The 24,249-nt window shown below is 63.1% G+C and carries 17 protein-coding genes; 16 read left to right on the top strand and 1 reads right to left on the bottom strand.

From position 1 onward, the window contains the following. Positions 1-5: 5 nt before the first annotated feature. A protein-coding gene (locus tag ACRYRV_RS01400) for an IS3 family transposase (RefSeq protein WP_444986193.1) occupies positions 6-1,522 on the bottom strand; the annotation gives its coding sequence in 2 pieces (ribosomal slippage) (positions 6-1,085 and positions 1,088-1,522; 1,515 coding nt in all). A 507-nt stretch (positions 1,523-2,029) separates the two neighbouring features. On the opposite strand from ACRYRV_RS01400, the gene ACRYRV_RS01395 reads away from it, so the two are divergent. The 16 genes from ACRYRV_RS01395 to ACRYRV_RS01320 all read left to right on the top strand — a co-directional run bounded on the left by ACRYRV_RS01395 (position 2,030) and on the right by ACRYRV_RS01320 (position 24,249). Then, on the top strand, positions 2,030-3,163 hold the full coding sequence (locus tag ACRYRV_RS01395; RefSeq protein ID WP_444989548.1) for a polysaccharide export protein: 1,134 nt from the start codon (positions 2,030-2,032) through the stop codon (positions 3,161-3,163). A gap of 72 nt (positions 3,164-3,235) precedes the next feature. Continuing rightward, entirely contained in the window at positions 3,236-5,575 is a 2,340-nt protein-coding gene (locus ACRYRV_RS01390; RefSeq protein WP_309635826.1) for a polysaccharide biosynthesis tyrosine autokinase, read from the top strand. A gap of 97 nt (positions 5,576-5,672) precedes the next feature. Continuing rightward, positions 5,673-6,539 carry a glucose-1-phosphate thymidylyltransferase RfbA gene (rfbA, locus tag ACRYRV_RS01385; RefSeq protein ID WP_444984195.1) on the top strand — a complete coding sequence of 289 codons (867 nt, stop codon included), beginning with the start codon at positions 5,673-5,675 and terminating at the stop codon, positions 6,537-6,539. Further along, entirely contained in the window at positions 6,536-7,714 is a 1,179-nt protein-coding gene (locus tag ACRYRV_RS01380) for a DegT/DnrJ/EryC1/StrS family aminotransferase (protein ID WP_444984196.1), read from the top strand. The genes rfbA and ACRYRV_RS01380 overlap by 4 nt, the downstream gene beginning before the upstream one ends. Continuing rightward, positions 7,711-8,751 (top strand): glycosyltransferase family 2 protein, encoded by a 1,041-nt coding sequence (locus ACRYRV_RS01375; protein ID WP_309635829.1) that lies wholly within the window; start codon positions 7,711-7,713, stop codon positions 8,749-8,751. Before ACRYRV_RS01380 ends, ACRYRV_RS01375 begins: the two co-directional genes overlap by 4 nt. Before the next feature lie 91 nt (positions 8,752-8,842). Then, entirely contained in the window at positions 8,843-10,093 is a 1,251-nt protein-coding gene (locus ACRYRV_RS01370; RefSeq protein ID WP_444984197.1) for a hypothetical protein, read from the top strand. Then, positions 10,083-11,243, top strand: coding sequence for a glycosyltransferase (locus ACRYRV_RS01365; RefSeq protein WP_309635831.1), 1,161 nt, complete (start codon positions 10,083-10,085; stop codon positions 11,241-11,243). The genes ACRYRV_RS01370 and ACRYRV_RS01365 overlap by 11 nt, the downstream gene beginning before the upstream one ends. Further along, positions 11,240-12,403 carry a glycosyltransferase gene (locus ACRYRV_RS01360; RefSeq protein ID WP_309635832.1) on the top strand — a complete coding sequence of 388 codons (1,164 nt, stop codon included), beginning with the start codon at positions 11,240-11,242 and terminating at the stop codon, positions 12,401-12,403. Before ACRYRV_RS01365 ends, ACRYRV_RS01360 begins: the two co-directional genes overlap by 4 nt. A 308-nt stretch (positions 12,404-12,711) precedes the next feature. Beyond that, positions 12,712-14,163, top strand: a complete 1,452-nt coding sequence (locus ACRYRV_RS01355; RefSeq protein ID WP_309635833.1) for an exopolysaccharide biosynthesis polyprenyl glycosylphosphotransferase — start codon at positions 12,712-12,714, stop codon at positions 14,161-14,163. A 162-nt stretch (positions 14,164-14,325) separates the two neighbouring features. Continuing rightward, positions 14,326-15,399: a dTDP-glucose 4,6-dehydratase gene (gene rfbB, locus ACRYRV_RS01350; protein WP_444984198.1), complete on the top strand. Its 1,074-nt coding sequence runs from the start codon at positions 14,326-14,328 to the stop codon at positions 15,397-15,399. A gap of 56 nt (positions 15,400-15,455) precedes the next feature. Then, a complete protein-coding gene (locus ACRYRV_RS01345; RefSeq protein WP_444984199.1) occupies positions 15,456-17,261 on the top strand; it encodes an ABC transporter ATP-binding protein in 1,806 nt (601 codons plus the stop codon). A 256-nt stretch (positions 17,262-17,517) separates the two neighbouring features. After that, a complete protein-coding gene (asnB, locus tag ACRYRV_RS01340) occupies positions 17,518-19,449 on the top strand; it encodes an asparagine synthase (glutamine-hydrolyzing) (protein WP_444984200.1) in 1,932 nt (643 codons plus the stop codon). A gap of 95 nt (positions 19,450-19,544) precedes the next feature. Continuing rightward, on the top strand, positions 19,545-21,008 hold the full coding sequence (locus ACRYRV_RS01335; protein WP_444984201.1) for a hypothetical protein: 1,464 nt from the start codon (positions 19,545-19,547) through the stop codon (positions 21,006-21,008). Between the two features lie 5 nt (positions 21,009-21,013). Beyond that, entirely contained in the window at positions 21,014-22,297 is a 1,284-nt protein-coding gene (locus tag ACRYRV_RS01330) for an O-antigen ligase family protein (protein WP_444989155.1), read from the top strand. A gap of 89 nt (positions 22,298-22,386) precedes the next feature. Then, entirely contained in the window at positions 22,387-23,076 is a 690-nt protein-coding gene (locus ACRYRV_RS01325; protein ID WP_444984203.1) for a WbqC family protein, read from the top strand. A gap of 9 nt (positions 23,077-23,085) precedes the next feature. Further along, complete coding sequence (locus ACRYRV_RS01320; RefSeq protein ID WP_309635840.1) at positions 23,086-24,249, top strand: glycosyltransferase family 4 protein; 1,164 nt, start codon at positions 23,086-23,088, stop codon at positions 24,247-24,249.

Genomic DNA, 24,249 nt, shown 5'->3' with positions numbered 1-24,249 from the left:
GCTCTTTAAAGCCCTGCTGCCTGTGGCACCGGATCCCGCTCGGGATTCAGGTGCACTATCTCTGGCAGGCTGAGTTTCCGGATGTCACCCGACCAGCGCTCCGGGTGACGTTGCTTCGCCGCCTCGAAGACCTCCCGGCGCTGCGCCAGGATGCCTTTGGCCTCGCCGTTATGACGCTGGCTCGGCGTGATGTAGCGAAGGGCGCTGTGCCGATGCTCGTGGTTATACCACTCGGTGAATTGCTGGACCCACTCCTGAGCCTCAGTCAGGGTGGCGAACCCGTCGATGGGGAAGCCCGGCCGGTACTTCAGCGTCTTGAAGGCCGACTCGGCGAAGGCGTTGTCGTTGCTGACCCTTGGTCGGCTGTACGACGGGGTGATGCCCAGGTCGTAGAGCTTCTCCAGGAAGGTCGCCGCCTTCATCGGGCTGCCGTTATCTGAGTGCAGAATCAAAGGCTTGTGACGATCGGTGAGGTGCTCGCGCCAGCAGGCCTTCTGGATCAGCTCGGCGGCCAGCTCGCCGGTCTCGGCTTCATAGACCTCGTGCCCAACGATCTTGCGGCTGAAGACGTCCATGATCAGGTACAGGTACCACCAGGTACCGCGTGCAGGGCCCGGTAACCAGCTGATATCCCAGCACCAAAGCCGGTTTGGTGCCGTGGCCTGGTGCGTGGTCGGCGGTCGCTTGCGCTGTGGGGCCTGCTGTCGGCCCCGGTGGTGTTGCTGGTCATATTCATGAAGCACTCGGTACATCGTCGACTCAGAAGCCAGGTAGCGGCCCTTGTCCGCCTGGTCGGCCACGATGAAGGCCGGCGGGCGGCTCCGATACTCCGGGGCGTTGCACAGCACCACAATCGCCTCTCGTTCCTCGGGCGACAGCTTGTTGGCCGGTTCTGGGCGGTCGGCGTCGGGGCGGCGATCCGCCGTCACTTCGCCTTCCGCGACCCAGCGGTAATAGGTTCGCACATTGATGCCCATCACCTGACAGGCCTTGGCCAGCCGAGCACCGTCACGCTGGGCGTCTTGCACCAGAGTCACGATACGCTGGCGATCCGGGAGGCTGGTCAGTCGTCCTCGTCGTTGGTCGTGCCCCAGATCGCCTCGGCCTTTTTTGACAGGGCCAACAGCGCCGCCGTCTCGGCCAGGGCCTTGTCCTTGCGGTGTAGCTCGCGCTCCAGCTTACGGAGCCGCTTCTGCTCCGCCTTACGCGCCTGGCGAAGCTGCTTGGCCTGCGCTGCCGCATCGTCGTTGGCGTTCATGCAGGCATCCCGCCAGGCCTCCACCTGCTCGGGATAGAGCCCGCGCTCGCGGCAGTAGGCGCTGACTTCAGCCTCGTTCATCGGAGCTGTCTCCAGGACGATCTGGAACTTCTCCTGGCTAGTCCACTGATCTGGCTGGGTAGAACGTGATGGCAAAACCTGTCCTCGTGCTCTGGCCTGTTTCCGCCAATTGTAGAGGGTTGTCGCGGTGATGCCTTCCTGCTCGGCCAGTTCCGGGATGGTCATGCTCATGGGCGGTGCCATCTTCTTGAGGATGGCTTCCTTACGTTCTGCGGGGTAACGCACGTTGATCACCTCTCAATCCGTTTGGGTGACAACTACGTTGACGCATAGGGTGGACCACCTGCTCCCGCTTCCGATCGACCAGCGCTACGGCCGGCATGACATGAATTTCATCGCGGGCATCATATAAAAAATCTTTCAAAAACAAGCTATTGAGTGAGTGTTGTTGATCTTGTCGGGTGTCCTGGGATTGCCGCTAGGTGGGTTTTGCTAATACGCGAGTATCAGGTAATTCATCATGCCTTTGCTGGAAAAATAGGGGGCTGGATGTGATGCAGGATTGTTATTTAGTGTAATAATGTGTTCCAGGGATCGCACGGTAACCTCCTGCTACCCCCGATTGGATGTCATGAAGGATGTCGGCTCCCTGTCCAGCATCGATACGTAGCCTGATTGGAACGTCGACACCAGGCAGCCATGAGATCGCTGGGAGTGGTGAGCGGGGTTCAGGTGAATAACACACGTCGGATGATGCAGGGTGGACATGTCATGCTTCCTCAACGTCGCGTTTCAACATTGACCATGGTTTTCGGGGCTGCCCTGTTGGCGGGCTGCTCCCTCGCTCCTGGCGCTCACATGGATTATCAGGCAGAGGCGGAGCCGATTGATCATCTGGTGGACATTCAGGCGATCACCCCGGCACTGGTAGCCTCCTATCGACAGGACGTCAGCTTGGCACGCTCCATGCCGGTCGAGCTGCGCGCCAGCATAGAAGATTATGAGTACCTGGTTGGCGTTGGCGATGTGCTTAGCATCATCGTCTACGATCACCCCGAACTGACGATTCCCGCAGGTGGTGAGCGCAGTGCTGCCGAGGCGGGTCACGAGGTCCGCAAGGATGGCTCCATTTTCTATCCCTATATCGGCCGGGTCGAGGTGGCAGGTCGAACCATACCCACCATCAGGAATGAGCTAGCACGTCGCCTGGCTACCTATATCACCAACCCCCAGGTCGATGTCCGCGTGGCGGCATTCAACTCCCAGAGAGTCTATGTCAGTGGCTCGGTTGGCTCACCTGGAGCGCTCCCGGTAACGGCCGTGCCCATGACCCTGGTGGACGCGGTGAGCCAAGCTGGGGGAGCGCTTAGCGATGCCAACTGGCATGAAGTTATTCTCAACCGCGATGGCCGGGAAGAGAGGTTATCCCTTTTTGCGATGCTTCGTCAGGGTGACATGACACAGAATCGATTGTTGCGCGATGGCGACGTCGTGCATGTTCCCAGCGCCGAGAATCAAGCGGTGGCTGTCATGGGACAGGTGCGCAGCCCTGGGAATCTTACCCTAGGAAATGAGCGAATCTCACTGACAGATGCCATCGCAAGGGCAGGTGGCATTAACGAGGATACCGCTGAGCCGTCGGGAATTTTCGTCATTCGCGGTAACCAGGCTGATAGCGACAAGCTGGCAACGGTCTTTCAGCTTGATGTCAGCAATGCCACTGCCTTCACCATGGGCAGCAGTTTTCCCCTGCAGCCTCAGGACGTCGTCTATGTCACGACAGCCCCCCTCGCTCGCTGGAACCGCGTGATCAGTCTGCTGCTGCCATCACTGGTGTTACCCGGCAACGTGGCTGATAGCGCCTCCGACGTGAGAGACCTGTAACCCTCCGACTTGATGGCTAGTGGCCGACGATGGTGAAGACTCATGAATATGGGAACAACGACCAGACAGTCCGTGGAAGCCCTCGATCTCGCCAGGCTCTTTGGCCTGATGCTGGACCACAAGTGGCTGATATTCACTATCACCCTGGTGTTCGCCATCGCCGGAACGGGATACGCCGTCCTCGCGACCCCCATCTACCAGGGCGATGCACTGGTGCAGGTGGAGCGCCGCTCCTCGGTGAGCCCCCTGGGCGACTTGGCCAACGTGATGGGTGAGGCTGTGTCGACGCCGGAAAGCAGTACGGCGGCGGAGGTGCAGATCCTGCAGTCGCGCATGGTGCTGGGGCAGGTCGTGGAGCGCACCGGAATCGACACTGCAGTGGTTCCCAAGCGTCTGCCTCTGGTTGGCAACTATGTTCAGCGCAACAATATCCAGCGCCCACACTTTGCCACCACCGATGTGAATCTTGCCGGATGGATGCCGGATCGAATCGAGTTGCCGGAGTTCATCCAGTCCAGCCCGTCCGTACCTGAAGCCTTGAAGGGGGGGGTGTCGGTGCCCGAGTGGTTGAGGAACTGGTTCAGTCTGCCGGACTTCCTGAGTGCCCGCTCGGCGGTATGGGGGGGGGAGTCGCTCCGGCTTGGTCGGTTTGAAGTGGCAGACCATTACCGCGGCATCCCGCTGGTAGTGAGAGTCCTCCAGGGTGGCTACTACTCCCTGACCCTAATGGACGACGCTCCACGGCTGTTGGGTGAAGGCATTGTGGGAGAGTTGAGCGGCTTCGAGGGAGACGACATACAGCTGCGCATTGCCGAGCTGAACGCAGCTCCTGGCGCAGAGTTCAGCCTGATCAAGCACAAGGTACCTTCCGCAATCCGCCAGCTCGGTAGCCGCCTGATGGTCAGCGAGGTCAGTAGCGGGCGCACGGCCAGCACTGGCATCCTGCGCCTGAGCCTGACCGGTACCGACCCCGCCGAGATCCGGCGCTCGCTCGATGCCGTGGCCGAGACTTTCCTGACCCAGAACGTTCAGCGTCAGTCTGCCGAGGCAGAGCAGAGCCTCCTCTTCCTGGAGGAGCAGGCGCCGGAGCTTCGTACCCAACTGGCCGCCGCCGAGGAGCGACTCAACCAGTATCGCGTCGAGCGTGACAGCGTCGACCTGACCTCCGAAGCGCAGGCAGCGGTCCAGCAGTTCATTGACCTCGAAAGCCGGCTCAGCGAGCTGGAATTCGAGGAAGCGGCACTGGCCCAGCGTTATACCGCCAGCCATCCTTCCTATCAGTCGCTGCTGCGTCAGAAGCGCCAGCTGCAGGAGGAGCGGGACAGGCTCAATGCCAAGGTCAATGAGCTTCCGGCGGCCCAGCAGGAGGTGGTGCGTCGCACCCGCGATGTGGAAGTGACGCAGGCCATCTATGTCAACGTGCTCAACAAGATGCAGGAGCTTGAAGTTGCCCGCGCCGGCACCGTGGGTAACGTTCGCATCATCGATAGCGCGCTGGTGGGAGAGTTCCCCATCGAGCCCAGGAAGCGGCTCATCGTGGTGATGGCCACGCTGCTAGGGGGCATCCTGGCGGTGGGCATCGTGCTGATCCGTGGATTGCTTAACCGTGGGGTGGAGGCCCCCGAGCAGCTTGAGGACGCCGGACTGCCGGTCTATGCAGCCATTCCCCTCTCCGAGGAGCAGAAGAAGCTGGTCAAGCGGATCAAGCATCGTCGCGACCGCGAGGGCAGCGATGTCGTCAGCGGTATCCTCGCCGAGCAAGCCCCGGCCGACACCTCCAGCGAAGCCCTGCGCGGCCTGCGCACCAGCCTGCACTTCGCGATGCTAGAGGCCCGCAACAATCGCCTGATGATAACTGGGCCCAGCCCCGGTATCGGCAAGAGCTTCGTATCTATCAATCTCGCGGCTATCTGCGCCCAGGCCGGGCAGCGGGTGCTGGTGGTGGATGCCGATATGCGCAAGGGACACCTTCATCATGCCTTCGCGGATCACAGTGCAGGGGGACTTTCCGAGTTCCTAGGCGACCAACTGAGCCTGGATGAAGTCATCCGCAGCAGTGGCATCGAGGGACTGGACTATGTCGCTCGTGGCACCGCCCCGCCCAACCCCTCTGAACTCTTGATGACGGCTGCCTTCAGCCGCTTCCTGGAGAGCGTCGGCGAGCGTTATGACCTGGTGATCCTCGACACCCCGCCGGTGCTGGCGGTCACGGATGCCACCGTGGTTGGCGCCCAGTGCGGCACGGCCTTGCTGGTGGCGCGCTTCCAGGTCAACCCTCTGCGTGAAATGCAGATCGCCAGACGCCGTCTGGAAAGTGGAGGCGTGACGGTGAAAGGCGCCATCCTCAATGCAATGGAGCGAAAGGCAGCCGCCAGCTATGGGTACGGCTATTATCAGTACGCCTATAGATAACAATCAGGCTTTATCTGGAAAGTCGACGAGAGAAGCCAGTTTTCGGATAGAGCCTCATTCCATTTTCTTGTCCTGACTTATGCAGGCGGGGGTAGTGATGAAAGGCATTATACTTGCGGGTGGGAGTGGTACAAGGCTCTATCCCAGTACACTTGGCGTATCGAAGCAGCTGCTTCCTGTATACGACAAGCCGATGATCTATTACCCTCTTTCGGTGCTCATGCTCGCCGGAATTCGGGATGTTTTAGTCATCACTACCCCCGATGACAACCTCGCATTTCGACGACTTCTAGGCGATGGTAGTCAGTTCGGAATACGGCTCAAATACAGCGTGCAACCTAGTCCAGATGGGCTGGCCCAGGCCTTTATCATCGGCGAAAGTTTCGTGGAAGATGACAACGTCTGCCTCGTTCTAGGGGATAACATCTTCTACGGGCACGCCTTTAGCCCCAAGCTCAAGCAGGCCGCCAGGCGTCGCCAGGGTGCTACGGTATTTGGCTACCAGGTCAAGGACCCCGAGCGATTCGGTGTGGTCGAATTCGATGACAATCGCCGTGCGATATCCATCGAGGAAAAGCCCGCCATACCGAAGTCTGACTATGCGGTAACCGGGCTCTATTTCTATGATAACGACGTCATAGAAATCGCCAAGTCTGTAAAGCCATCGTCACGGGGAGAGCTGGAAATTACCAGCATCAATCAGGTCTATCTGGAGCGAGGTGATCTGCATGTCGAACTGCTCGGCCGCGGTTATGCCTGGCTGGATACCGGCACGCATGAGAGCCTTCTGGAAGCCGCACAGTTCGTCGAGATCATTGAGAGGCGTCAGGGTTACAAGATTGCCTGTCTTGAGGAGATTGCCTGGCGAAATGGATGGCTGGAGCGTGAGGCGGTGATGGAACGTGCCGAGTCTTTGGCCAAGAACTGCTATGGCAAGTACCTGATGAGCGTGATGACGCCATGATCCCTGTTACTCGACCATATTTTCCCAATATCCGTAAGGTCGAGGCCTACCTGGAAGGCATCTACTCCCGGCAAAGGCTGACCAACGGAGGGCCGCTCGTGGAGGAGCTTGCCACGCGTCTTGAGGCCTATCTCGGAGTGCGCAACCTGGTTCTGGTGGCCAATGGCACCCTGGCGCTTCAGATCGCCTATCGCGTGCTAGGCATCAGCGGTCGACTGGAAGGTCAAGCGGATGCCGTGACGACACCCTTTAGCTTCATCGCCACGGCAAGCTCGCTAAAGTGGGAGGGTGTCCAGCCACGCTTCGCCGATATTCAACGCGGCGGTTGGTGCCTGGACCCGGCGGCCATCGCGACCACGATCAGCGACAGCACCCGAGCCATTGTCCCCGTCCATGTTTTTGGCAACGCATGCGCTGTCGACGAGATCGACGATATCGCCTCGCAATACGGCCTGAAGGTGGTCTACGACGGTGCCCATGCCTTCGGTGTGCGTTATGCCGGCAAGAGCCTGCTCGCCCATGGGGATGCAACAACGTTGAGCTTTCACGCTACCAAGGTATTCCACAGCGTGGAGGGTGGGGCAATCGTCTTCCGTGATGCGGAGCTGGCCCGGAGGGCTCGCCGGATGATCAACTTCGGGATTGATGAGCAGGGGAAGCTCAGCGATCTGGGCATCAATGCCAAGATGAACGAAGTCCAGGCCGCCATGGGGCTGGCGGTGCTAGATGAATTGGAGCGGAACCTCCAGGGGAGGGCGGAGGCATGGGCTGTCTATCATGAACGGCTCAAGGATGCCGTAACCCTTCAGTACCGTCATCCCGAGTGCAGCAATAACTTTGGCTACTTCCCCGTCGTGCTCGAGAGCGAAGCGAAGCTGCTGGCAGTGCTGGAACATCTGACTGAACAGGGAGTTGGCGCCAGGCGCTATTTTCACCCGGCGCTCAGCAGGGTGTCCTGCCTCCGCGAGGCGACCGCCCACGTGCACGGGTCCGAGACGCCCAATGCCGATTCGTTGGCCGAGAGGGTGCTCTGTCTGCCGCTTTACCTCGGTGTGCCTGCTCAACAGGTGGCCAATGAGTTCCTGGCGGCACTGAGAACCCCTGTGAGGCAGCGGGCCTGGCCGACGCCAACACCGATGACGGAGAACCTCTGGCCAGGGAGTATGCAGCCGTGAGAAGCCTCGATGAAATCAAGCGACACTGGTCCCCCGAGTTGACCGAACCCCTGGTCAGCGTGGAGTGCATCGTGTACCACAACGAGGGTAATCTCGCCCAGACCCTTGACAGCATTCTCGACCAGGAGACGGGCTTTCCCTTCGAGATTATCGTGCATGATGATGCTTCAAGCGATGCCACGCCCGAGATTGTCCGCCGCTATGAGAAGGCCTATCCCGGTATCGTCAAGGCCATCTGTCAGCAGGAGAACCAGCTCTCCCAGGGCATCAGGCCTGACACCTTCACCAGCAGGCTCTATCGCGGGAAGTACATCGCCAGCTGCGAGGGGGACGACTATTGGGTCGACCGTTACAAGTTGGCCAAGCAGGTCGCCATGCTCGAGAAGCATCCCGAGTGTGATCTTTGCTTTCATTCCTCCTACAAGATCGAGGTGGGAAGCACCGGCAAGGAGCGAGTCGCCGACTATGGGATGTCTCCCCGGCTGGTACCGGCAGGGGAGATAATCGAAAGGCGTCATGGTTCCATCGCCACGGCGTCGGTGATGGTGCGTAGCAGCATCACCGACGCCTACCTCGAGTTCATGGCCGGTCAGGAAGATAAGGTCGTGGGCGATGTCTACTTCCAGATCATGGCGGCCATTCGGGGGGGCGGTTGTTATCTGCCCGACGCCATGTCGGTCTATCGCTACAAGGTGCCTGGCTCCTGGTCCGACAGCCAGGCAAGGAACCCGGGTATCAAGCTGCAGCGACTGCGGCAGCGCATCTGTTCACATGAACGGCTCGATGCCTTGACCGACTACCGATTTACTAAAAACTTCAAGGCTTCGAGCCGTCATCTCATTCTCAAGGGGGTCAAGGAGGCGGGGGCCACGCTCCATGATAAGCACGAGTTTTACACTAGATTTTCACACTACCTTAGCGTCAGTGAGCGAGCCTTTGCCAGTCTGGTGATCATGTGCCCTTGGCTGGTGCATTTCATTCGAAGGATGAGGGCGCGCGCTTCTCGCCACCTGGCCAACAGGGCGATCGGAACTTGAGTCACTTAGGTCGCGATCAATAGCTAAAGGGATTGGAGGGCTTATGGTCATCTTGTTCATTCTGATCTGCTGCTTGGCAGGTGCTTATTTCATGGTCAAGAAGCGGCCCTTCGATTTCTTCACGATCGCCTTCTTTTCCTCGGTGCTCTACTTTACTCCTGCATTCTTTGGCTTTGTCACCGTTCCAGGTTTCATCGGCATGGTCAGACCAATAGAGCCCTTGGCATATCTTGCCTATTTCCTGGTGATCGCGCTCATCCTGCTGGTGACCCTCTTGCACGACCTGAAGCCTGCGAGCGTCGGCGGCATCCGGGATAGCAACGTCCTAGTTGAACGACACAGTACCATGCTGGGTGGTGAGGTAACGCTCTATGCACTGGCCACTATTGCCTTCGTTGGCTTCGTGGTGCTGGGCTGGTCGGAAATCGTGGCCCCGGGGAAGCCGAGCTATGGCCGCGAGCATGCCATCTTTGCCACCTTGGTCCCCATCGCGTTTGCCTGTGCCGTCATGATGCGACGCTACCGGCTCGCCTGCATGTTTCTCATGTTTCTGGCCGTTGATGTGCTGGCGGGAAACCGGGAGGCGATGGTCTTTGCCGTGGGGGCAGGCGTGATCATCCGCTATTTCACTGAAAGGCCCGTTCGCGCATTGCACAACCATAAGGTGATTCTTTCTGGCCTTGCCCTGCTGTTTGTCCTGATTGTCTACAAGGAAATCTATTATGCGTTCAAGTCGGGAAATTACGAGCTCGTGGCCGAGCGTCTGAGTAGTCTCGACTGGTACAGGATGATCGTGATGCGAATCGAGCCCTTCACGACACAGGCGATCCTGACGGATTCCATTCGCACAGACCTGAGCTATTCGGGACCCTATTTCGAGAACCTGCTGTATGGTCTCGTTCCCATGGCGCAGGTCTTCGGGTTCGACACCAGGAACAACATCGGCTTTTTCTTTGACCAGGTGCTTTATCCCCATGTCGATTTTGGTGTGGCCCGCAATATCTGGGCAGAAGGCTATGTAATCGGTGGCTGGCCGCTGATGAGCTTCTATGCCCTGCTCTATGCCCTGTCGCCCTGGGCGATCAATTCACTTTATCGCAACGCCGGTTTCCTGCTGCGTCCCATCATCGCGGTCTCCGCCGTGGCTTTCCTATTCTTCATTCACCGCACTGGCCTCGAGTATAACTTTACCCTGCAGATGCGCTTCTGGGGCATGGGCCTGTTTGCGTTGGTGCTCTTGCCGTTCCTGCTTCCTAGCAGGACCATCATGCTACCCGAGCCGCACAGGGCAGCGCGATCGCGCCATGAACCAATGTCTGGGAGTCATCTGCATGGCACTTGAATCGTCTTCACGTCCCATCGCCCTGTTCCTTCCCTCCCTGAACGGGGGAGGTGCTGAGCGCGTCTTCGTCACCCTGGCTAACGAATTCTCGCGCCAGGTCAGTCGGCCGGTACACCTGGTGATGGCACGTAGTGGCGGCATCCTGGCGGATGACGTCGATCCGGCCGTGAGGGTCGTGGACCTGGGGCGGTCCAGGGTCATGACGTCGCTGCTGCCGCTGGTCGCCTACCTACATGCCGAACGGCCTCAGGTGCTCCTCTCCACCATGTGGGAAGCCAATATTGTCGCCCTGCTGGCAAGAAAGCTCGCCCGGGTCGAACTGCGCGCCGTCATCCGGGAGGCGAACATCCTCCGGCAGGCTCCCGAGGAGGGAATCGGCCCCCTGAAACAGGCCCTCGCGCGGCTGCTCATGAAGCAGTTGTATCCGGGCGCGGACGCCATGGTGGTGATTGCTGACGACGTCCTGTCGACGCTGCAGGCTGCCGGCATTGAGCCCTGCCCAAACCGTATCCACATTGGCAACCCCGTCGGGATCAGGGAACCTTCCGCGATGCAGGCCCCGGTATGTCGCCTGACCCAGGGGCGTCCCTACATCTGCTCGGTGGGGCGCCTGGTGGAGCAGAAGGGCTTCGACACTCTCATCGCCGCATTCTCGCGACTGTCCGACCGGGAACTGGACCTGGTCGTGCTGGGCGAAGGGCCGCTGCGCGAACGGCTGACCGAGCAGGCGCGGCGGCTTGGCATCGCGCATCGCGTGCATCTTCCCGGGTTCATTAAGCATCCGGGCAGCATAGTGAGCCAGACCCGTCTGTTTGTCTCATCGTCGCGTTGGGAGGGGTTTCCCAACGCCATCATGGAGGCGCTCTCCGTGGGGGCGCCCGTCGTCGCGACATCCTGCCCCGGGGCGTCATGCGACATCCTGGCGTCGGGGCGCTATGGCCACCTCGTGCCCCAGGACGACCCCGACGCCCTGGCCGCGGCAATGGAGCTCGCTCTGGTGCAGCCGGCCTCCACGCCAGTGGCGCGGATTGCTCGAAGCCGGCAGTACGCGCCGGACAGGATAGCCCGGCGGTATCTCAGCGAGGCGCTGCAGCTACCACAGGACAAGACACCGGTTTCCACCCCAATGGCGAGCGAGGCCTCCGCATGAAGGTTGTCCATATCATTTCCGGCCTGGGGGAGGGGGGAGCCGAAGCCACCCTGTACCGTCTCTGCCTGCAGGACCGCGCCAACTCGCACACCGTCATCAGCATGATGGACGAGGGGCTCTACGGCGAGCGCATCCGCCAGACCGGGGCCCGGCTGGTGTGCCTGCATATGCGGCCGGGCAGGCTAAGTGTCAGCGGGCTGTACCGTCTCTGGCGCCTGCTGCGGCGCGAACGCCATGACGTCGTTCAGACCTGGATGTATCACGCCGATCTGGTCGGCGGCGTCCTGGCGCGCCTGGCCGGCGTCAAGCGGATCTTCTGGGGCATACGCCACTCGACCCTGGAGCCAGGTAAGAACTCGCGAAGCACCATCCTGGTGGCCAGGCTCTGTGCTTGGCTGTCATCGCTGGTGCCGACCTCGATTATCTGTTGTGCCCAGAATGCCGCCGAGACCCATCGCCAGCTGGGGTACTGCCCTGACAAGCTACGAGTGATTCCCAACGGCTACGACATGGAGCTCTTCCCCCTGAGCCCCGCTCGTGGGCAGGCCTGGCGGCAGTCGCTTGGGATTCCTTCCGAGGTCAGCCTGATCGGCATGATCGGTCGCTTCAATCCCCAGAAGGATCATTACAACTTCCTTTGCGGGCTCGCCGGCGTAACCCGTGCCAGGGGCAATGTGGCGGGGGTTCTGGTCGGAGATGGGTTGAAGGAGAGCAATGCCAAACTCATGGCCTGGGTCGGGGAGCTCGGGCTGGAGAAGCACCTTTTCCTGCTCGGCCAGCGCAATGACATCCCGGATATCCTGAATGCCCTGGACCTGCATGTGCTCTCAAGCAGCTTCGGAGAAGGCTTTCCCAATGTCGTAGCCGAAGCCATGGCCTGTGGAACGCCCTGTGTCGCAACCGATGTCGGCGATGCCCGGCTGATCATCGGAGAGGTGGGCTGGGTGGTACCTCCACGCTGTAGTGCAGCCCTTGCCGACGCTATGGCGCAGGCGTTGGAAGAGGCGAGACATACGCCGCACATCTGGCATCGTCGGCGGCTGGACTGTCGGCAGCGTATCGCCTCCCACTACAGCCTGGGGCGCATGGCGGAGGCGTATAACCGGGCCTGGAAATCCGGCTGCGACAGCCAGGCACTGGCCGTGGCAGACAGGGGTTAGCGGTTAACACGCTGTCACGCTTATGTCGCTGGAACCTGCTCCCACCAGTCGCCGGCATCGGTTCGGATGGATCAACCGGTTGGGAGTTGGGAATGACCGGTACTCCTTGAAGCAGGTCGGTCATGCCTGTTTCGCTTCAAGTGATGGCAACCCTATGGTTCGGATAACGGTTTCACTAAGCCGGAGACACCGAAGAAAATCAGCATAACAGCCAGTTATGTAGCTGTCAGAATGTGACGTGACGATAATAAACATTTGGTGACGTTGAGTCACATATTCAGTGCCCCGGCGGCACCCAGGGAGCGAGCATGTCTAAGGTCCTGACGGATAGCGAGCTTAAGTGGGGGAAGTCATCCAGGTCCGTCGCCGACCGAGTCGTGAGCCTGGCCGGTCAGCCGGAGCCCAGTGCCGGCACGGAAGCGACCAGCGCAGAGTCAGAGCGCGCCGCACCGGCTCAGGTGCCGCGCTTCCGTGAGGTGATGCCCAGCAACGAGACCAGGGAACTGGAGCGGCATCGTCGCCATGCCCGCTTCCATCAGCGCTTGCTGCACAGCAGCCGGATCCAGCAGCTGCTGGGCCTGCTGGTCACCGTGGGCGTGCCGGCCGTATTCAGCATGCGCTGGGGTTTCTGGCATCAGGCGTCCCAGGCGCAGTGGTTAACTCTGGTAGCGGCGGCCATGGCCTACCTGGTGGCGGCCGTTGCGGTGCAGAATCTGGCTCGTTTGCCGCGCACCCAGGCGAGTCTGCTGGTGATGCCGCTGCTCACCGTATCTTACGGAACGTCCTGGCTCCTGCTCCGCCTGCTGGGCATCGAGTTTTTCGGCACGCTGCTGCTGGGCAGCTATCTCACCGCCATGGTGCTGTTTACCATCGGCTATCTGGTTTCTTCGCCCTATCGCCGGCTCCGGTTTGCCGTGGTCCCCCATGGCAAGGCAGCGGAGCTATGCCAGGATCCGCGTGTCGACTGGCACTTTCTGGAGACCCCTGGGCTCGAAGGCATCCAGGTCGATGGCGTGGTCGCCGACCTGCGTGCGGGACTCTCCGAGCCCTGGCAGCGCTTCCTGGCGGATTGCACTCTGCACCGCATCCCAGTGCACCATGCCACCAGCGTGTTCGAACAGATCACCGGCCGGGTCTACCTGCATGACAATCGCCTGGGCAGCATGCAGCCTGACGAGCACTATGAGGTGATCAAGCGCTGTCTGGATGTGCTGGGCACCCTGCTGATCATGCCCGTGGCACTGCCGTTGATGGTCGCCACTGCCCTGGCCATACGCCTGGAAAGCCCCGGGGCCGTGCTGTTCACCCAGCCCCGAATGGGTTTGCACTGCCGTCCCTTCACCGTCTACAAGTTTCGCAGCATGTATGTTGACCAGCAGGGAGGTGGCTTCACTCGCGACGGCCACGACCCGCGAATAACTCGGGTCGGGCGCGTCATTCGCAAATACCGCATCGACGAGCTGCCGCAGCTGCTCAACGTGCTCAAGGGCGACATGAGCCTGATCGGGCCGCGCCCGGAGTCGATGGACCTCTCTCTCTGGTACCGCGACGACGTGCCCTTCTTCCACTACCGCCATGTGGTGCGCCCCGGGATCTCTGGCTGGGCTCAGGTGGAGCAGGGCTATGCCGCCGAAGTTGACGAGATGTGCCGCAAGCTCGAATACGACTTTTACTACATCAAGCACTTCTCGTTCTGGCTCGATGTCCTGATCGTGATACGCACCATTCGCACCGTCCTCACTGGTTTCGGTTCACGCTGAAGAAGGTGACAGGTTCGGAGCCACGCGGGCATCCCGCGATGGACCAACAGAATGCATCCGGAGCGGGCATGAATGAAGATTCTTGTCACAGGCAATGCCAGCTTCATCGGCTTGCTCGTGGCCTCGTATCGGGAGTATTACGATTTATAGGCGGAACTGGCTATGAAACTTCTCGTCACCGGTGGTGCAGGCTTCATCGGCTCGGCCGTGATCCGACATATCATCTCCGACACCGTCGATAGCGTGGTCAACGTCGATGCGCTCACCTATGCCGGCAACCTGGAGTCGCTGGCCGGGGTGGCGGGCGATGCGCGCTACGCCTTCGAGCGGGTGGACATCTGCGACCGGGCGGCGCTGGACCGCGTGTTCCGCGTCCACCAGCCCGATGCGGTGATGCACCTGGCCGCGGAGAGTCACGTGGATCGCTCCATCGACGGTCCCGCGGCCTTCATCCAGACCAACATCGTCGGCACCTATACGCTGCTGGAAGCCGCCCGCGCCTACTGGCAGGGCCTGGTGCCCAGCCGCCAGGCCGCCTTCCGCTTTCACCATATCTCTACCGATGAGGTGTATGGCGACCTGGAAGGGCCGCAGGGGCTGTTCACCGAAGCGACTCCCTACGCCCCCAGCTCGCCCTATTCGGCCAGCAAGGCCGGCTCGGACCACCTGGTGCGCGCCTGGCAGCGCACCTATGGGCTCCCCACGCTGATCACCAACTGCTCCAACAACTACGGGCCCTATCACTTCCCCGAGAAGCTGATCCCGCTGATGATCCTCAACGCCCTGGACGGCAGGCCGCTGCCCGTCTACGGCCGCGGCGCGCAGGTGCGCGACTGGCTCTACGTGGAGGACCACGCGCGGGCGCTCTATACCGTGGTGACCCGGGGCCGGGTCGGGGAGACCTACACCATCGGCGGCCACAACGAGCAGCGCAATATCGACGTCGTGCACAGGCTCTGTGCGCTGCTCGACGAGCTGGCGCCGATGCGCGCACCAGGGCCGGCGCGGCGCTATGCCGACCTGATCACCTTCGTGACCGACCGCCCCGGCCATGACCTGCGCTACGCCATCGACGCCGGCAAGATCGAGCGCGAGCTGGGCTGGCGCCCGCGGGAAAGCTTCGACAGCGGCATTCGCAAGACGGTGGCCTGGTACCTGAGCAACCTCGAGTGGTGCCGCCGCGTGCAGGATGGTCGCTATCAGCGCCAACGGCTGGGGGTCGCCGCCGTCAGCTGAGCGTCGCTCTCCAGTTGTAATGCCAACGTCCATCGAGGTGAATAGCGAGGCCCGCCATGCTTGGTAATCTTAAGGAGTTGTACTGCCTGCTCACTGGCCAGCAGCGCCGCCAGCTGCTGAGCCTGCAGGTGCTGGTGGTGCTCATGGCCTTCGCCGAGGTGGCCGGGGTGGTGGCCATCGGCCCCTTCATGGCTATGGTTGGGGATATCAGCCGGCTGCAGGGTGACGGACTGCTGGCCCAGGCCTACCTCCTGAGCGGTGCCTCGAGCCCCAACCAGTTCCTTTTCTGGTGTGGTATCGCGGTGCTGGGGATCCTGGCCCTGGCCGCGGCCGTCTCGATGTACACCGTGTGGCGGCTCTCCCTGTATGGCCACCAATTGGGTGCCGAGCTCAGCATCCGGCTCTACAATCACTACATGCGTCAGCCTTGGCTGTTCCACTCCGCCGGCAGCAGCGCCGACCTGACCAACAAGATCGTCCAGGAGTGCAATCGCATCACCGATGCGCTGATCTCGCCGCTGATGCAGATGAACGCCAAGATCGGCGTGGCACTGTGCATGATTTTGGTCATCGTGCTCCTCAACCCTCTGGTGGCCCTGGTCGGCGTCTGCCTCTTCCTGGGGGCCTACCTGCTGCTCTATCGTACGGTGCGCCAGCGACTGGACGACCATGGCGATACCATCTCGGCCACCCAGCAGCTGCGCTTCAAGCTGATGGCTGAGGGCTTCGGCGGCATCAAGGATGTGCTGCTAACCGATCGTCAGCCAGTGTTCATCAACCGCTTCGAGTCCGCCAGCCGCCGCTATGGCCGCGCCAAGGGGCTGACCAAAGCACTCTCCCAGGCGCCGCGATACGCTATGGAGCTGGTGGCCTACGGTGCGGTCATCCTGTTGGTGCTCTACCTGTTGGCGAGCCACCACGGGCAGCTGGGTGCCATCCTGCCGTTGCTCTCTGTCTATGCGCTCGCCGGCTTCAAGCTGCTGCCGGCGCTGCAGCAGATCTACGCCAGCGTCTCGATCATGCGCGGAAACCTGGCGGCCTTCGACGCCCTGCGCATGGACCTCTACGCCAGCCGCGAGGAAGAGACGGCACCGCCCACACTCGACACCGGCCCCAGGCCCACTCTTGTGCCCCGGCAGGCCGTGGAGCTCTGCCACGTCACCTTCCGCTATCGGCCGGAAAGTGCGCCGGCGCTGCACGACGTCTCGTTGCGCATCCCGGCCCATAAGGTCATCGGCCTGGTGGGGGCCTCGGGTTCCGGCAAGTCCACCGCCATCGACCTGCTGCTGGGGCTGATCACGCCCGAACAGGGCGAGCTGCGGGTGGATGGCGAGCCGCTGGCGGGACCGCGGCGGCGCGCCTGGCAGAACAGCCTGGGCTTCGTGCCCCAGGCGATCTTCCTGGCCGATGCCAGCATTCGCGAGAACATCGCCTTCGGCCTCCCGCCGGAGCAGATCGACGAGGCACGGGTCCGCCGCGCCGCGCGCATGGCGCACCTGGACGAGCTGCTCGTCCACCTGCCCGCCGGCCTGGAGACCCGCGTCGGCGAACGGGGGATCCAGCTCTCCGGCGGCCAGCGCCAGCGCATCGGCATCGCTCGGGCCCTCTACGACGATGCCGAGGTGCTGATTCTGGATGAAGCCACCAGCGCCCTGGATGGCATCACCGAGAAGCTGGTGATGGACGCCATTCACGACTTCTCGGGCAAGAAGACCATCATCATGATCGCCCACCGTCTGGCCACGGTACGTCAGTGTGACGCCATCTACATGATGGAGGCTGGGCGTATCGTCGACCATGGGACCTATGACGAGCTGGTCGAGCGCAATAGTACCTTCCAGCGCATGGCGCGACACTCTTGAGCGGCTGCGAGAGAGTCTTGGTGCAGCGCCTAAAGTGGTGACAGGCAGTACAGCTGCTGCTGGCCAGGACCGGGTATGAGCCCAGGCGTTTCTACCTTGGGCGGTGCGGGATGGAACCGTCAAAGAATGGCGTCGGGTATGAGGAAAATGAGGCAACGGAGTGCGGGGTTTTTTGTAATATCTTGTAAGCAGCGAGTCCGCCCGTTCAGGTTACTGACTTGGGCGAAGTCAATGTGACCTGACCGGAGGGCACAGGATGTGCGGTATCGTTGGCTACCTTTCGCATGGCAGAGCGCCTGATGAGAGGGTGATGAAGGGCATGTGCGCCAGGCTGGCTCACCGTGGACCCGACGGGGGTGGGGTATGGAGAGACCCGGCCGAAGGGATCGCGCTGGGACATCGCCGGCTGTCGATCCTCGATCTTTCCGCGGCTGGCCAACAACCAATGCTATCGGCCGATGGCCGCTTGGTTTTGGTCTTCAATGGCGAGATCTACAATCATCGCTGGCTGCGCAACGAGGTCGAAACGGCAGGCTGGAGCGCCGGTTGGCGGGGGCACTCCGATACCGAAACGCTGCTGGCGGCACTGCAGCTGTGGGGCGTGGCCGACACCCTCGGTCGGGTGAACGGGATGTTTGCCTTCGCCGTGTGGGATCGCCGGCGCCGCATCCTGACGTTGGCCCGCGATCGCCTGGGGGAAAAACCGCTCTATTACGGCATGGCGGGGCGAAGTGTGCTGTTCGGTTCCGAGCTCAAGGCGCTGGCGGTCTACCCCGATTGGCAGGGGCAGGTCGACCGCGATGTGCTGGCCTTGTACCTGCGACTCGGCTATGTGCCCGACCCCTATTGCATCTATCAGGGGATGGTCAAGCTGCTACCGGCACACTGGGTCGAGATTGGTGAAGGCAGGGTGGGGGAAGCGATGCCCTATTGGCACTTCGGCGCGGTCGCTGCGCAGCCGAAGCTCGAGGCCAGTGCTGCCGAGCTGGTCGACGAGTTGGAGGGCCGCCTGGGCGCATGCGTGGGGCTGCGCATGGAGGCGGACGTGCCGCTGGGGGCTTTTCTGTCCGGGGGGGTCGATTCCTCTCTCGTGGTGGCGATGATGCAGGCACAGTCCACTCGCCCCATCCAGACTTACACGATCGGTTTCGAAGTGGCTGGCTACGATGAGGCAGAGAGCGCCCGCGCCGTGGCCAGGCACCTGGGCACGGCGCATACCGAGCTCTATGTACGACCCCAGGAGGCGCTGTCGGTGATCGGCGACCTGCCGCGAATCTGGGATGAGCCCTTCGCCGACTCCTCCCAGATTCCGACCCTACTGCTGAGCCAGATGACCCGCCGGCACGTCACCGTGGCGCTGTCCGGTGACGGTGGGGACGAGCTCTTCTACGGTTACAGGCGCTACGCCCGTGGCCAGGCATTGCAGCGTCAGCTGGCGCGGCTGCCCGACAGCGCCGGTCACTGGCTGGCCACGCTGCTCGCGGCGGTGCCGGCCGTGGCGGTCGATCGCACCATGCAGAAGTTGCCGGCACGGCTGCGCTATCCGGCACTGGGTGATCGGCTCAACAAGCTGGGGGCGCTGCTGGCCTGCTCGCCCGGGCCGGGCCTCTACCGGGGGCTGGTCTCAGTGTGTCAGGAGCCCGAGGCACTGGTGCGCCGGGCCAGGGAGCCGGCGTCGCTGTTGTCGCGGCCAGAAAGCTGGGGCGAACGGCATGATTTCCGCGAGACCATGATGTATCTCGACACCCTGACCTACCTGCCCGGCGACATTCTGACCAAGGTGGACCGGGCCTCGATGGCGGTGGGCCTGGAGGCCCGGGTGCCGCTGCTCGATCATACCCTGGTCGAGTTCGCCTGGCGCCTGCCCATGGCGATGAAACTCAACGAAGGCCGGACGAAATGGGCGTTGCGCCAGGTGCTGGAGCGCCATGTGCCGCGCGACTTGATCGACAGGCCCAAGAAGGGCTTCAGCATGCCCATTGAGCAGTGGCTGGGGGGGGCGCTGCATGACTGGGCCGAGGCCCTGCTGGATGAGGCACGGCTGCGCGAGGAGGGGTTCCTGGAGGTTGGCCGGGTCCGCCGGCTGTGGGATGAGCATCGCTCTGGGCGACGGCGCTGGCATCACACCCTGTGGGCGATTCTGATGTTCCAGGCATGGCTGGGGGAGTCTCGCGCCTGGGGGAAATGACCTCCCGACTCGCGATGAGCCGAAGCCTGCAGCAGTGGGTGGTGAAGCCCGTCGCATCTCGCCAAGACGATACGACCGCACGCTCGGAGGGCGATATGCAGCCTGATCGGCGAGACGGTGGCCCGCCGCGAGGCCGCCGCCAGTTCCTGTGCATCCTCGGCCGTGGCCTCCTGGGGGGCGCCTGTCTGAATGCGCAGTCGCTCGCGTTGCCGCTGCTGGCCGGCGAACGCACTGCCCGCGTGGTACGGGCCGTGGATTACGGGCTGGGCACCAGCGACGGCCGCGAGGATGATACCGCGGGCCTGCAGCGGCTCATCGATGAGCAGCTGCGCGATGGCGATACCCTGGTGCTGGGGCCCTGCCACCGGCTGAAGGCGCGGCGCGGCCAGCGGCGAGGCTTCCAGGCCCGCAGTACGCTCTATGTCGCGCAGCGGACGGGCATCACCCTGGATGCGCGCCACAGCGAGTTGTTCGAGGATGCCGTCGATGGCACCGCCCAGGGGGTCTTCACCTTCCGCGACTGTCGGGATGTCACTGTCCTGGTGGATCGCTTCCGCGGCCGGGTCGACATGCCCGGCGAGTCCTTCTATTCGGGCTTTCTGGTCGCCTGCGACCGGGGGGTGTCGAACCTGCGCCTGCGGGCTCGCGAGGTGCGCGACTGCCACGGTGGCCTGGTCACCCTGCACCAGGCGCAGGTGGAGGATATCCGCGTCGAGATCGAGCAGCTGACGCACTGCAACTATGGCGTGACCCTGCGCGGTGGCCATCGGCGAGTGACGGCGCGTTTTGCCATCGACGGCTGCCGACGCGCCTTCTTCATCCATGGGGATTCCCGGGAGGTGGATGCCGACTATCGGGTGGCCAACGCCTACCTGACCGCACTCAGGCTGGGGGTCGGGGGCGGCGCCGGGCCGATTCGCGATGCCCGGGTGCGCTGCCGGGTGGTGGAGGGGGCGGCCGAGTATCGCCCCCAGGCCCGCAACCGCATCGAGGCGAAGGGGGTGGGCAACCAGCTGCTCGACAGCCACATCGAGGTGGTGGCAGACCTACCGGTCTCGGTGGTCAGCCTGGGTGACGACGCGGGCTTCGTCATGCGTCGCGTCGGCATCAAGGTGGCGATCCCGGAGGCCAGCAGTGCCTCGACGGTGGCACCCTTCACCATCGGGGGCGTCCAGGCGGAGCCGTTCGAGGCGGTCAGCGCCGACCTGCACGCGGGAGTGAGCGCGGTGGCGGGCCAGCCGGCGCGGCGTACCGTGCAGGTGCGCAATGGCCGCGGCCTGCGGCTGCGGGGGAGGCTGCACTGCGCCGAGGCGGTCGGGGAACCGCTGCTGATCGATGACGTCGCGGAGGTGGGCCTGGACCTCGAGACCTATCATGCGGGGGGCGGACGCGGGGCCGTGCTGCGATACTGTCGCAATGTGACCGGGCGACTGGTGACCAATGGCCGGTTGGCGGTGAGTGACAGCCGGGGCGTGAGCCTCGAGGTGGTGGCGGCTGCCCGGCGCGACGAATACCCCGAGAAAGGGTCGGTGACATCGACATCAAGGATGAACGAATGAGTGTGATGAAAGCAGCGACGGGGGCCGCAGTTGTGGCCACCCTGATGTTTCCGGTGCTGGTGCCGGGAGGCTACTGGTGGGGGCTGGGGGGCCTGGCCCTGCTGGGAGGGCTGGCGGCCCTGGGACGGCTCTGGCCGGGCTGGTTGAACCCGCGCCCCCTGGGCAGGCGCGGGTGGCGGCTGGTGTGGGTGCTGCTCGGTGTCGTGTCGACCATGGCGGCGATGGCCTGGCTGCACGAGGAGTTGCTCGGCGCGCTGCCGCGCCTGGGGGCGATGCTGCTGGCCCTGCTGGGGCTGGTGGCGCTGCATACCTGGCGGCCACGATTGAGTGCCCTTTGGGCGGGGTTGGCCATGGGGGGCATGCTCGCCGGTGGCTGGGCCCTGTGGCAGCGCCTGCAGGAGGGGGCGGGACGTGCCAGCGGCCACGACCCGCTGCATGCGATCCTGTTCGGCAACGTCAGCCTGCTGACCGGCGGGCTGTGCCTGGCTGGGGTGGTCTGGGCGCTGGCGCGTCCGCGGCATCCTGGCTGGTTGCTGGTGCTGGCGGCGGGGGCGATTGGCGGCCTGCTGGCGTCGGTGCTCTCCGGGACACGCGGCGGCTGGGTCGCGCTGCCGCTCATCCTGCTGCTGTTTCATCGCGGGTTTCTGGCCTGGCTGCCGGGCTGGCAGCAGGCACTGGCCTGGTTGTCCGTCGTCACGCTGGCGATAGGGCTCTATGCCGTGCCCCAGACCGGCGTGCAGCACCGAGTGGGGCTGGCGATGGATGAGCTGTCGCACTATCTCGAGGGGGAGTCTGCGCCTACCGCCTCGGTGACCGCGCGCCTGGAGATGTGGCGCGGCGCCTGGCAACTGATCCAGCAGCGTCCCCTGCTGGGCCACGGCAGCGAGGGGTATCGCCAGGGGATGGCCGAGCTGGTAGAGGGCGCCGTAGTGGCGCCCTCCGTGCTGCCTCACGGACACGCCCACAATGACCTGCTGGATGCCTGGGCCAAGTTCGGCCTGCCTGGGCTGATGGCCCTGTTGGCGCTCTACCTGCTGCCGGTGTTGCTGTTTCGCTCGGGGCTGCGCCATGCCGACACCACCCACCGCACCCTGGCCGTGGCGGGGCTGCTGCTGCCGGTCGCCTTTATCGACTTCGGCCTGACCTACAGCTTCTTCGCCTATCCGGTGGGGGGAGCCGTCTACAGCGCATGGCTGGTGGTGCTCTGGACCCTCTATCGCCATGCGCCGCTGGTGCCTGAGGTCGATCAGGCCGCGAAGTGCCAGGGGAGTGTCATGCCCAGCGGATGAGAAAAATGGGTCCATGGCTGCGGGTTTAGACATGTAAGGTTGTGTGTATGGAATGTAAATGATGACTCACGCCCGGCTGGGAGTCCCGCATGAAAGTGGCCGTGATGCAGCCCTATCTGTTTCCCGCGCTCAGCTATTTCCAGCTGGTGGGCGGCGTGGAGTGCTTCGTGCTCTACGACGATGTCAACTACATCAGCCGCGGGTTCATCAACCGCAACAGCGTGCTGGACCAGGGCAAGGTGCGACGCTTCTCCGTGCCGGTGCCCGGGGCCTCCATCAACCGCCGGATCTGCGAGCTGGCGTTCTCCCCCGAGGTGTCGGGCATCGTCGAGGGGCTCCGCCATGCCTATGCCCGGGCCCCCCGGTTTGCTGCCGTCTACCCCTGGGTAAGCGAGGTGCTGACCGGCGAGGATCGCGATATCACCACGCTGTGCCGGCATGCCATCGAGGCCACCTTCGACTATCTGGATTGGCCGGTCTCCATCACCCGGGCCAGCCGCCTGGACTATGACCGCGACCAGTCGGCCGCGGATCGCCTGATCGCCATCACCCGCCTGCAGGGGGGCGACCACTATGTCAACAGCCTCGGCGGGCAGCGGCTCTACGACCGGGAGACCTTCGCCTCGCAAGGCGTCAGGCTGTCGTTCCTGAAACCCCGTGAGGTCGGCTACTCCCAGGGACAGGCGACCTTCGTGCCCCAGCTGTCGATGATCGATGTGCTGATGTGGTGCTCCCGTGACCGGGTGCGTGAACTTCTCGAAGCCTATGACCTGGTCTGAGGAGCTCCCATGGTAGAGCCGATGCGGCAGGAGCGGGGCACGATCGTACTGGTCTCCAACACCTCCTGGTACCTCTACAACTTTCGCCGCGGCACCCTGCGCGCCCTGGTAGAGGCCGGGTTTCGGGTGATCGGCCTGGCGCCGCCGGACGCCTACGCGTCGCGCCTCGTGGACGAGCTGGGCATCGAGCATGTAGCGCTTGGCCTGGAAGGCAAGGGCACGCGGCTGCTGGGAGAGGGCCGGAGCCTGCTGGCGCTGGCCGCGACGCTGCGGCGGCTGCGGCCGAATTTCGTGTTCAACTTTACGGTGAAGGCCAATATCTATTCGGGCCTGGCCTGCCGGGCGCTTGGCATACCCTACGCCAACAATGTCTCCGGGCTGGGTACCGCCTTCCTCCATGACAGCTGGCTGTTTCGCCGCGTTCGCTGGCTCTACGGGGTCGCCAACCACGGGGCGCATCGAGTCTTCTTCCAGAATGCCGAAGACCTCGAGCTCTTCCAGCGCCATGGGCTGCTGCGAGACATACCCACGACTTTGCTGCCGGGCTCAGGGGTTGATACCCGGCGTTTCGCCTTCTCGCCCTTGCCCGAAGCAACTTCATTCACTTTCGTGATGATTGCTCGGCTACTGGGCGACAAGGGAGTCCGTGAGTATGTGCAGGCTGCCGAACAGGTACGAGCGGGTCATCCGCGCACGCGCTTTCTGCTGATCGGCCCGCTTGGGGCCAGCAACCTTTCCGCGATCGGCGAGGCCGAGGTGCGCGAGTGGCAGCGCACCGGAGTGGTCGAGTACCGGGGCGAGTGCGACGATGTGCGGCCATGGATTGCCCAGGCCCATGTGCTGGTGCTGCCCTCCTACCGAGAGGGGATGCCGCGCACCGTGCTCGAAGCTGCAGCGATAGGGCGTCCGGCCATCGTGTCGGATGTACCCGGCTGCAGGCAGGCAGTAGTGGCAGAGGTGACCGGTTGGCTATGCGAGGTGAAGAGCGCCGGCTCGCTGGCCAAGAGGATGCACGAGTGTGTCGAGATGCCGCCCGAGCGCTTGCAGGAGGTGGGCTGGGCGGCCCGGCGCCGTATCGAAGCGGAGTTCGATGAGCAGATCGTCATCCAGGCCTCCCTGCAGCTGCTGCAGCCCGCCGGAAACGACTGTATGGCGGGATCGGAAACGCCCTGA

The sequence above is a fragment of the Halomonas mongoliensis genome, assembly GCF_052496345.1.
The sequence above is the reverse complement of the archived record's forward strand: the minus strand, read 5'-3'. Positions and strand labels throughout refer to the sequence as shown.

Excerpts from the sequence above, each read along its gene's own strand:
- ACRYRV_RS01320 (WP_309635840.1), top strand. The coding sequence starts at position 23,086 with ATGGTAGAGCCGATGCGGCAGGAGCGGGGCACGATCGTACTGGTCTCC.
- rfbB (WP_444984198.1), top strand. The coding sequence starts at position 14,326 with ATGAAACTTCTCGTCACCGGTGGTGCAGGCTTCATCGGCTCGGCCGTG.
- ACRYRV_RS01380 (WP_444984196.1), top strand. The coding sequence starts at position 6,536 with ATGATCCCTGTTACTCGACCATATTTTCCCAATATCCGTAAGGTCGAG.
- asnB (WP_444984200.1), top strand. The coding sequence starts at position 17,518 with ATGTGCGGTATCGTTGGCTACCTTTCGCATGGCAGAGCGCCTGATGAG.
- ACRYRV_RS01360 (WP_309635832.1), top strand. The coding sequence starts at position 11,240 with ATGAAGGTTGTCCATATCATTTCCGGCCTGGGGGAGGGGGGAGCCGAA.
- ACRYRV_RS01335 (WP_444984201.1), top strand. The coding sequence starts at position 19,545 with ATGCAGCCTGATCGGCGAGACGGTGGCCCGCCGCGAGGCCGCCGCCAG.
- ACRYRV_RS01365 (WP_309635831.1), top strand. The coding sequence starts at position 10,083 with ATGGCACTTGAATCGTCTTCACGTCCCATCGCCCTGTTCCTTCCCTCC.
- ACRYRV_RS01325 (WP_444984203.1), top strand. The coding sequence starts at position 22,387 with ATGAAAGTGGCCGTGATGCAGCCCTATCTGTTTCCCGCGCTCAGCTAT.
- ACRYRV_RS01355 (WP_309635833.1), top strand. The coding sequence starts at position 12,712 with ATGTCTAAGGTCCTGACGGATAGCGAGCTTAAGTGGGGGAAGTCATCC.
- ACRYRV_RS01395 (WP_444989548.1), top strand. The coding sequence starts at position 2,030 with ATGATGCAGGGTGGACATGTCATGCTTCCTCAACGTCGCGTTTCAACA.
- ACRYRV_RS01370 (WP_444984197.1), top strand. The coding sequence starts at position 8,843 with ATGGTCAAGAAGCGGCCCTTCGATTTCTTCACGATCGCCTTCTTTTCC.
- rfbA (WP_444984195.1), top strand. The coding sequence starts at position 5,673 with ATGAAAGGCATTATACTTGCGGGTGGGAGTGGTACAAGGCTCTATCCC.
- ACRYRV_RS01345 (WP_444984199.1), top strand. The coding sequence starts at position 15,456 with ATGCTTGGTAATCTTAAGGAGTTGTACTGCCTGCTCACTGGCCAGCAG.
- ACRYRV_RS01330 (WP_444989155.1), top strand. The coding sequence starts at position 21,014 with ATGAAAGCAGCGACGGGGGCCGCAGTTGTGGCCACCCTGATGTTTCCG.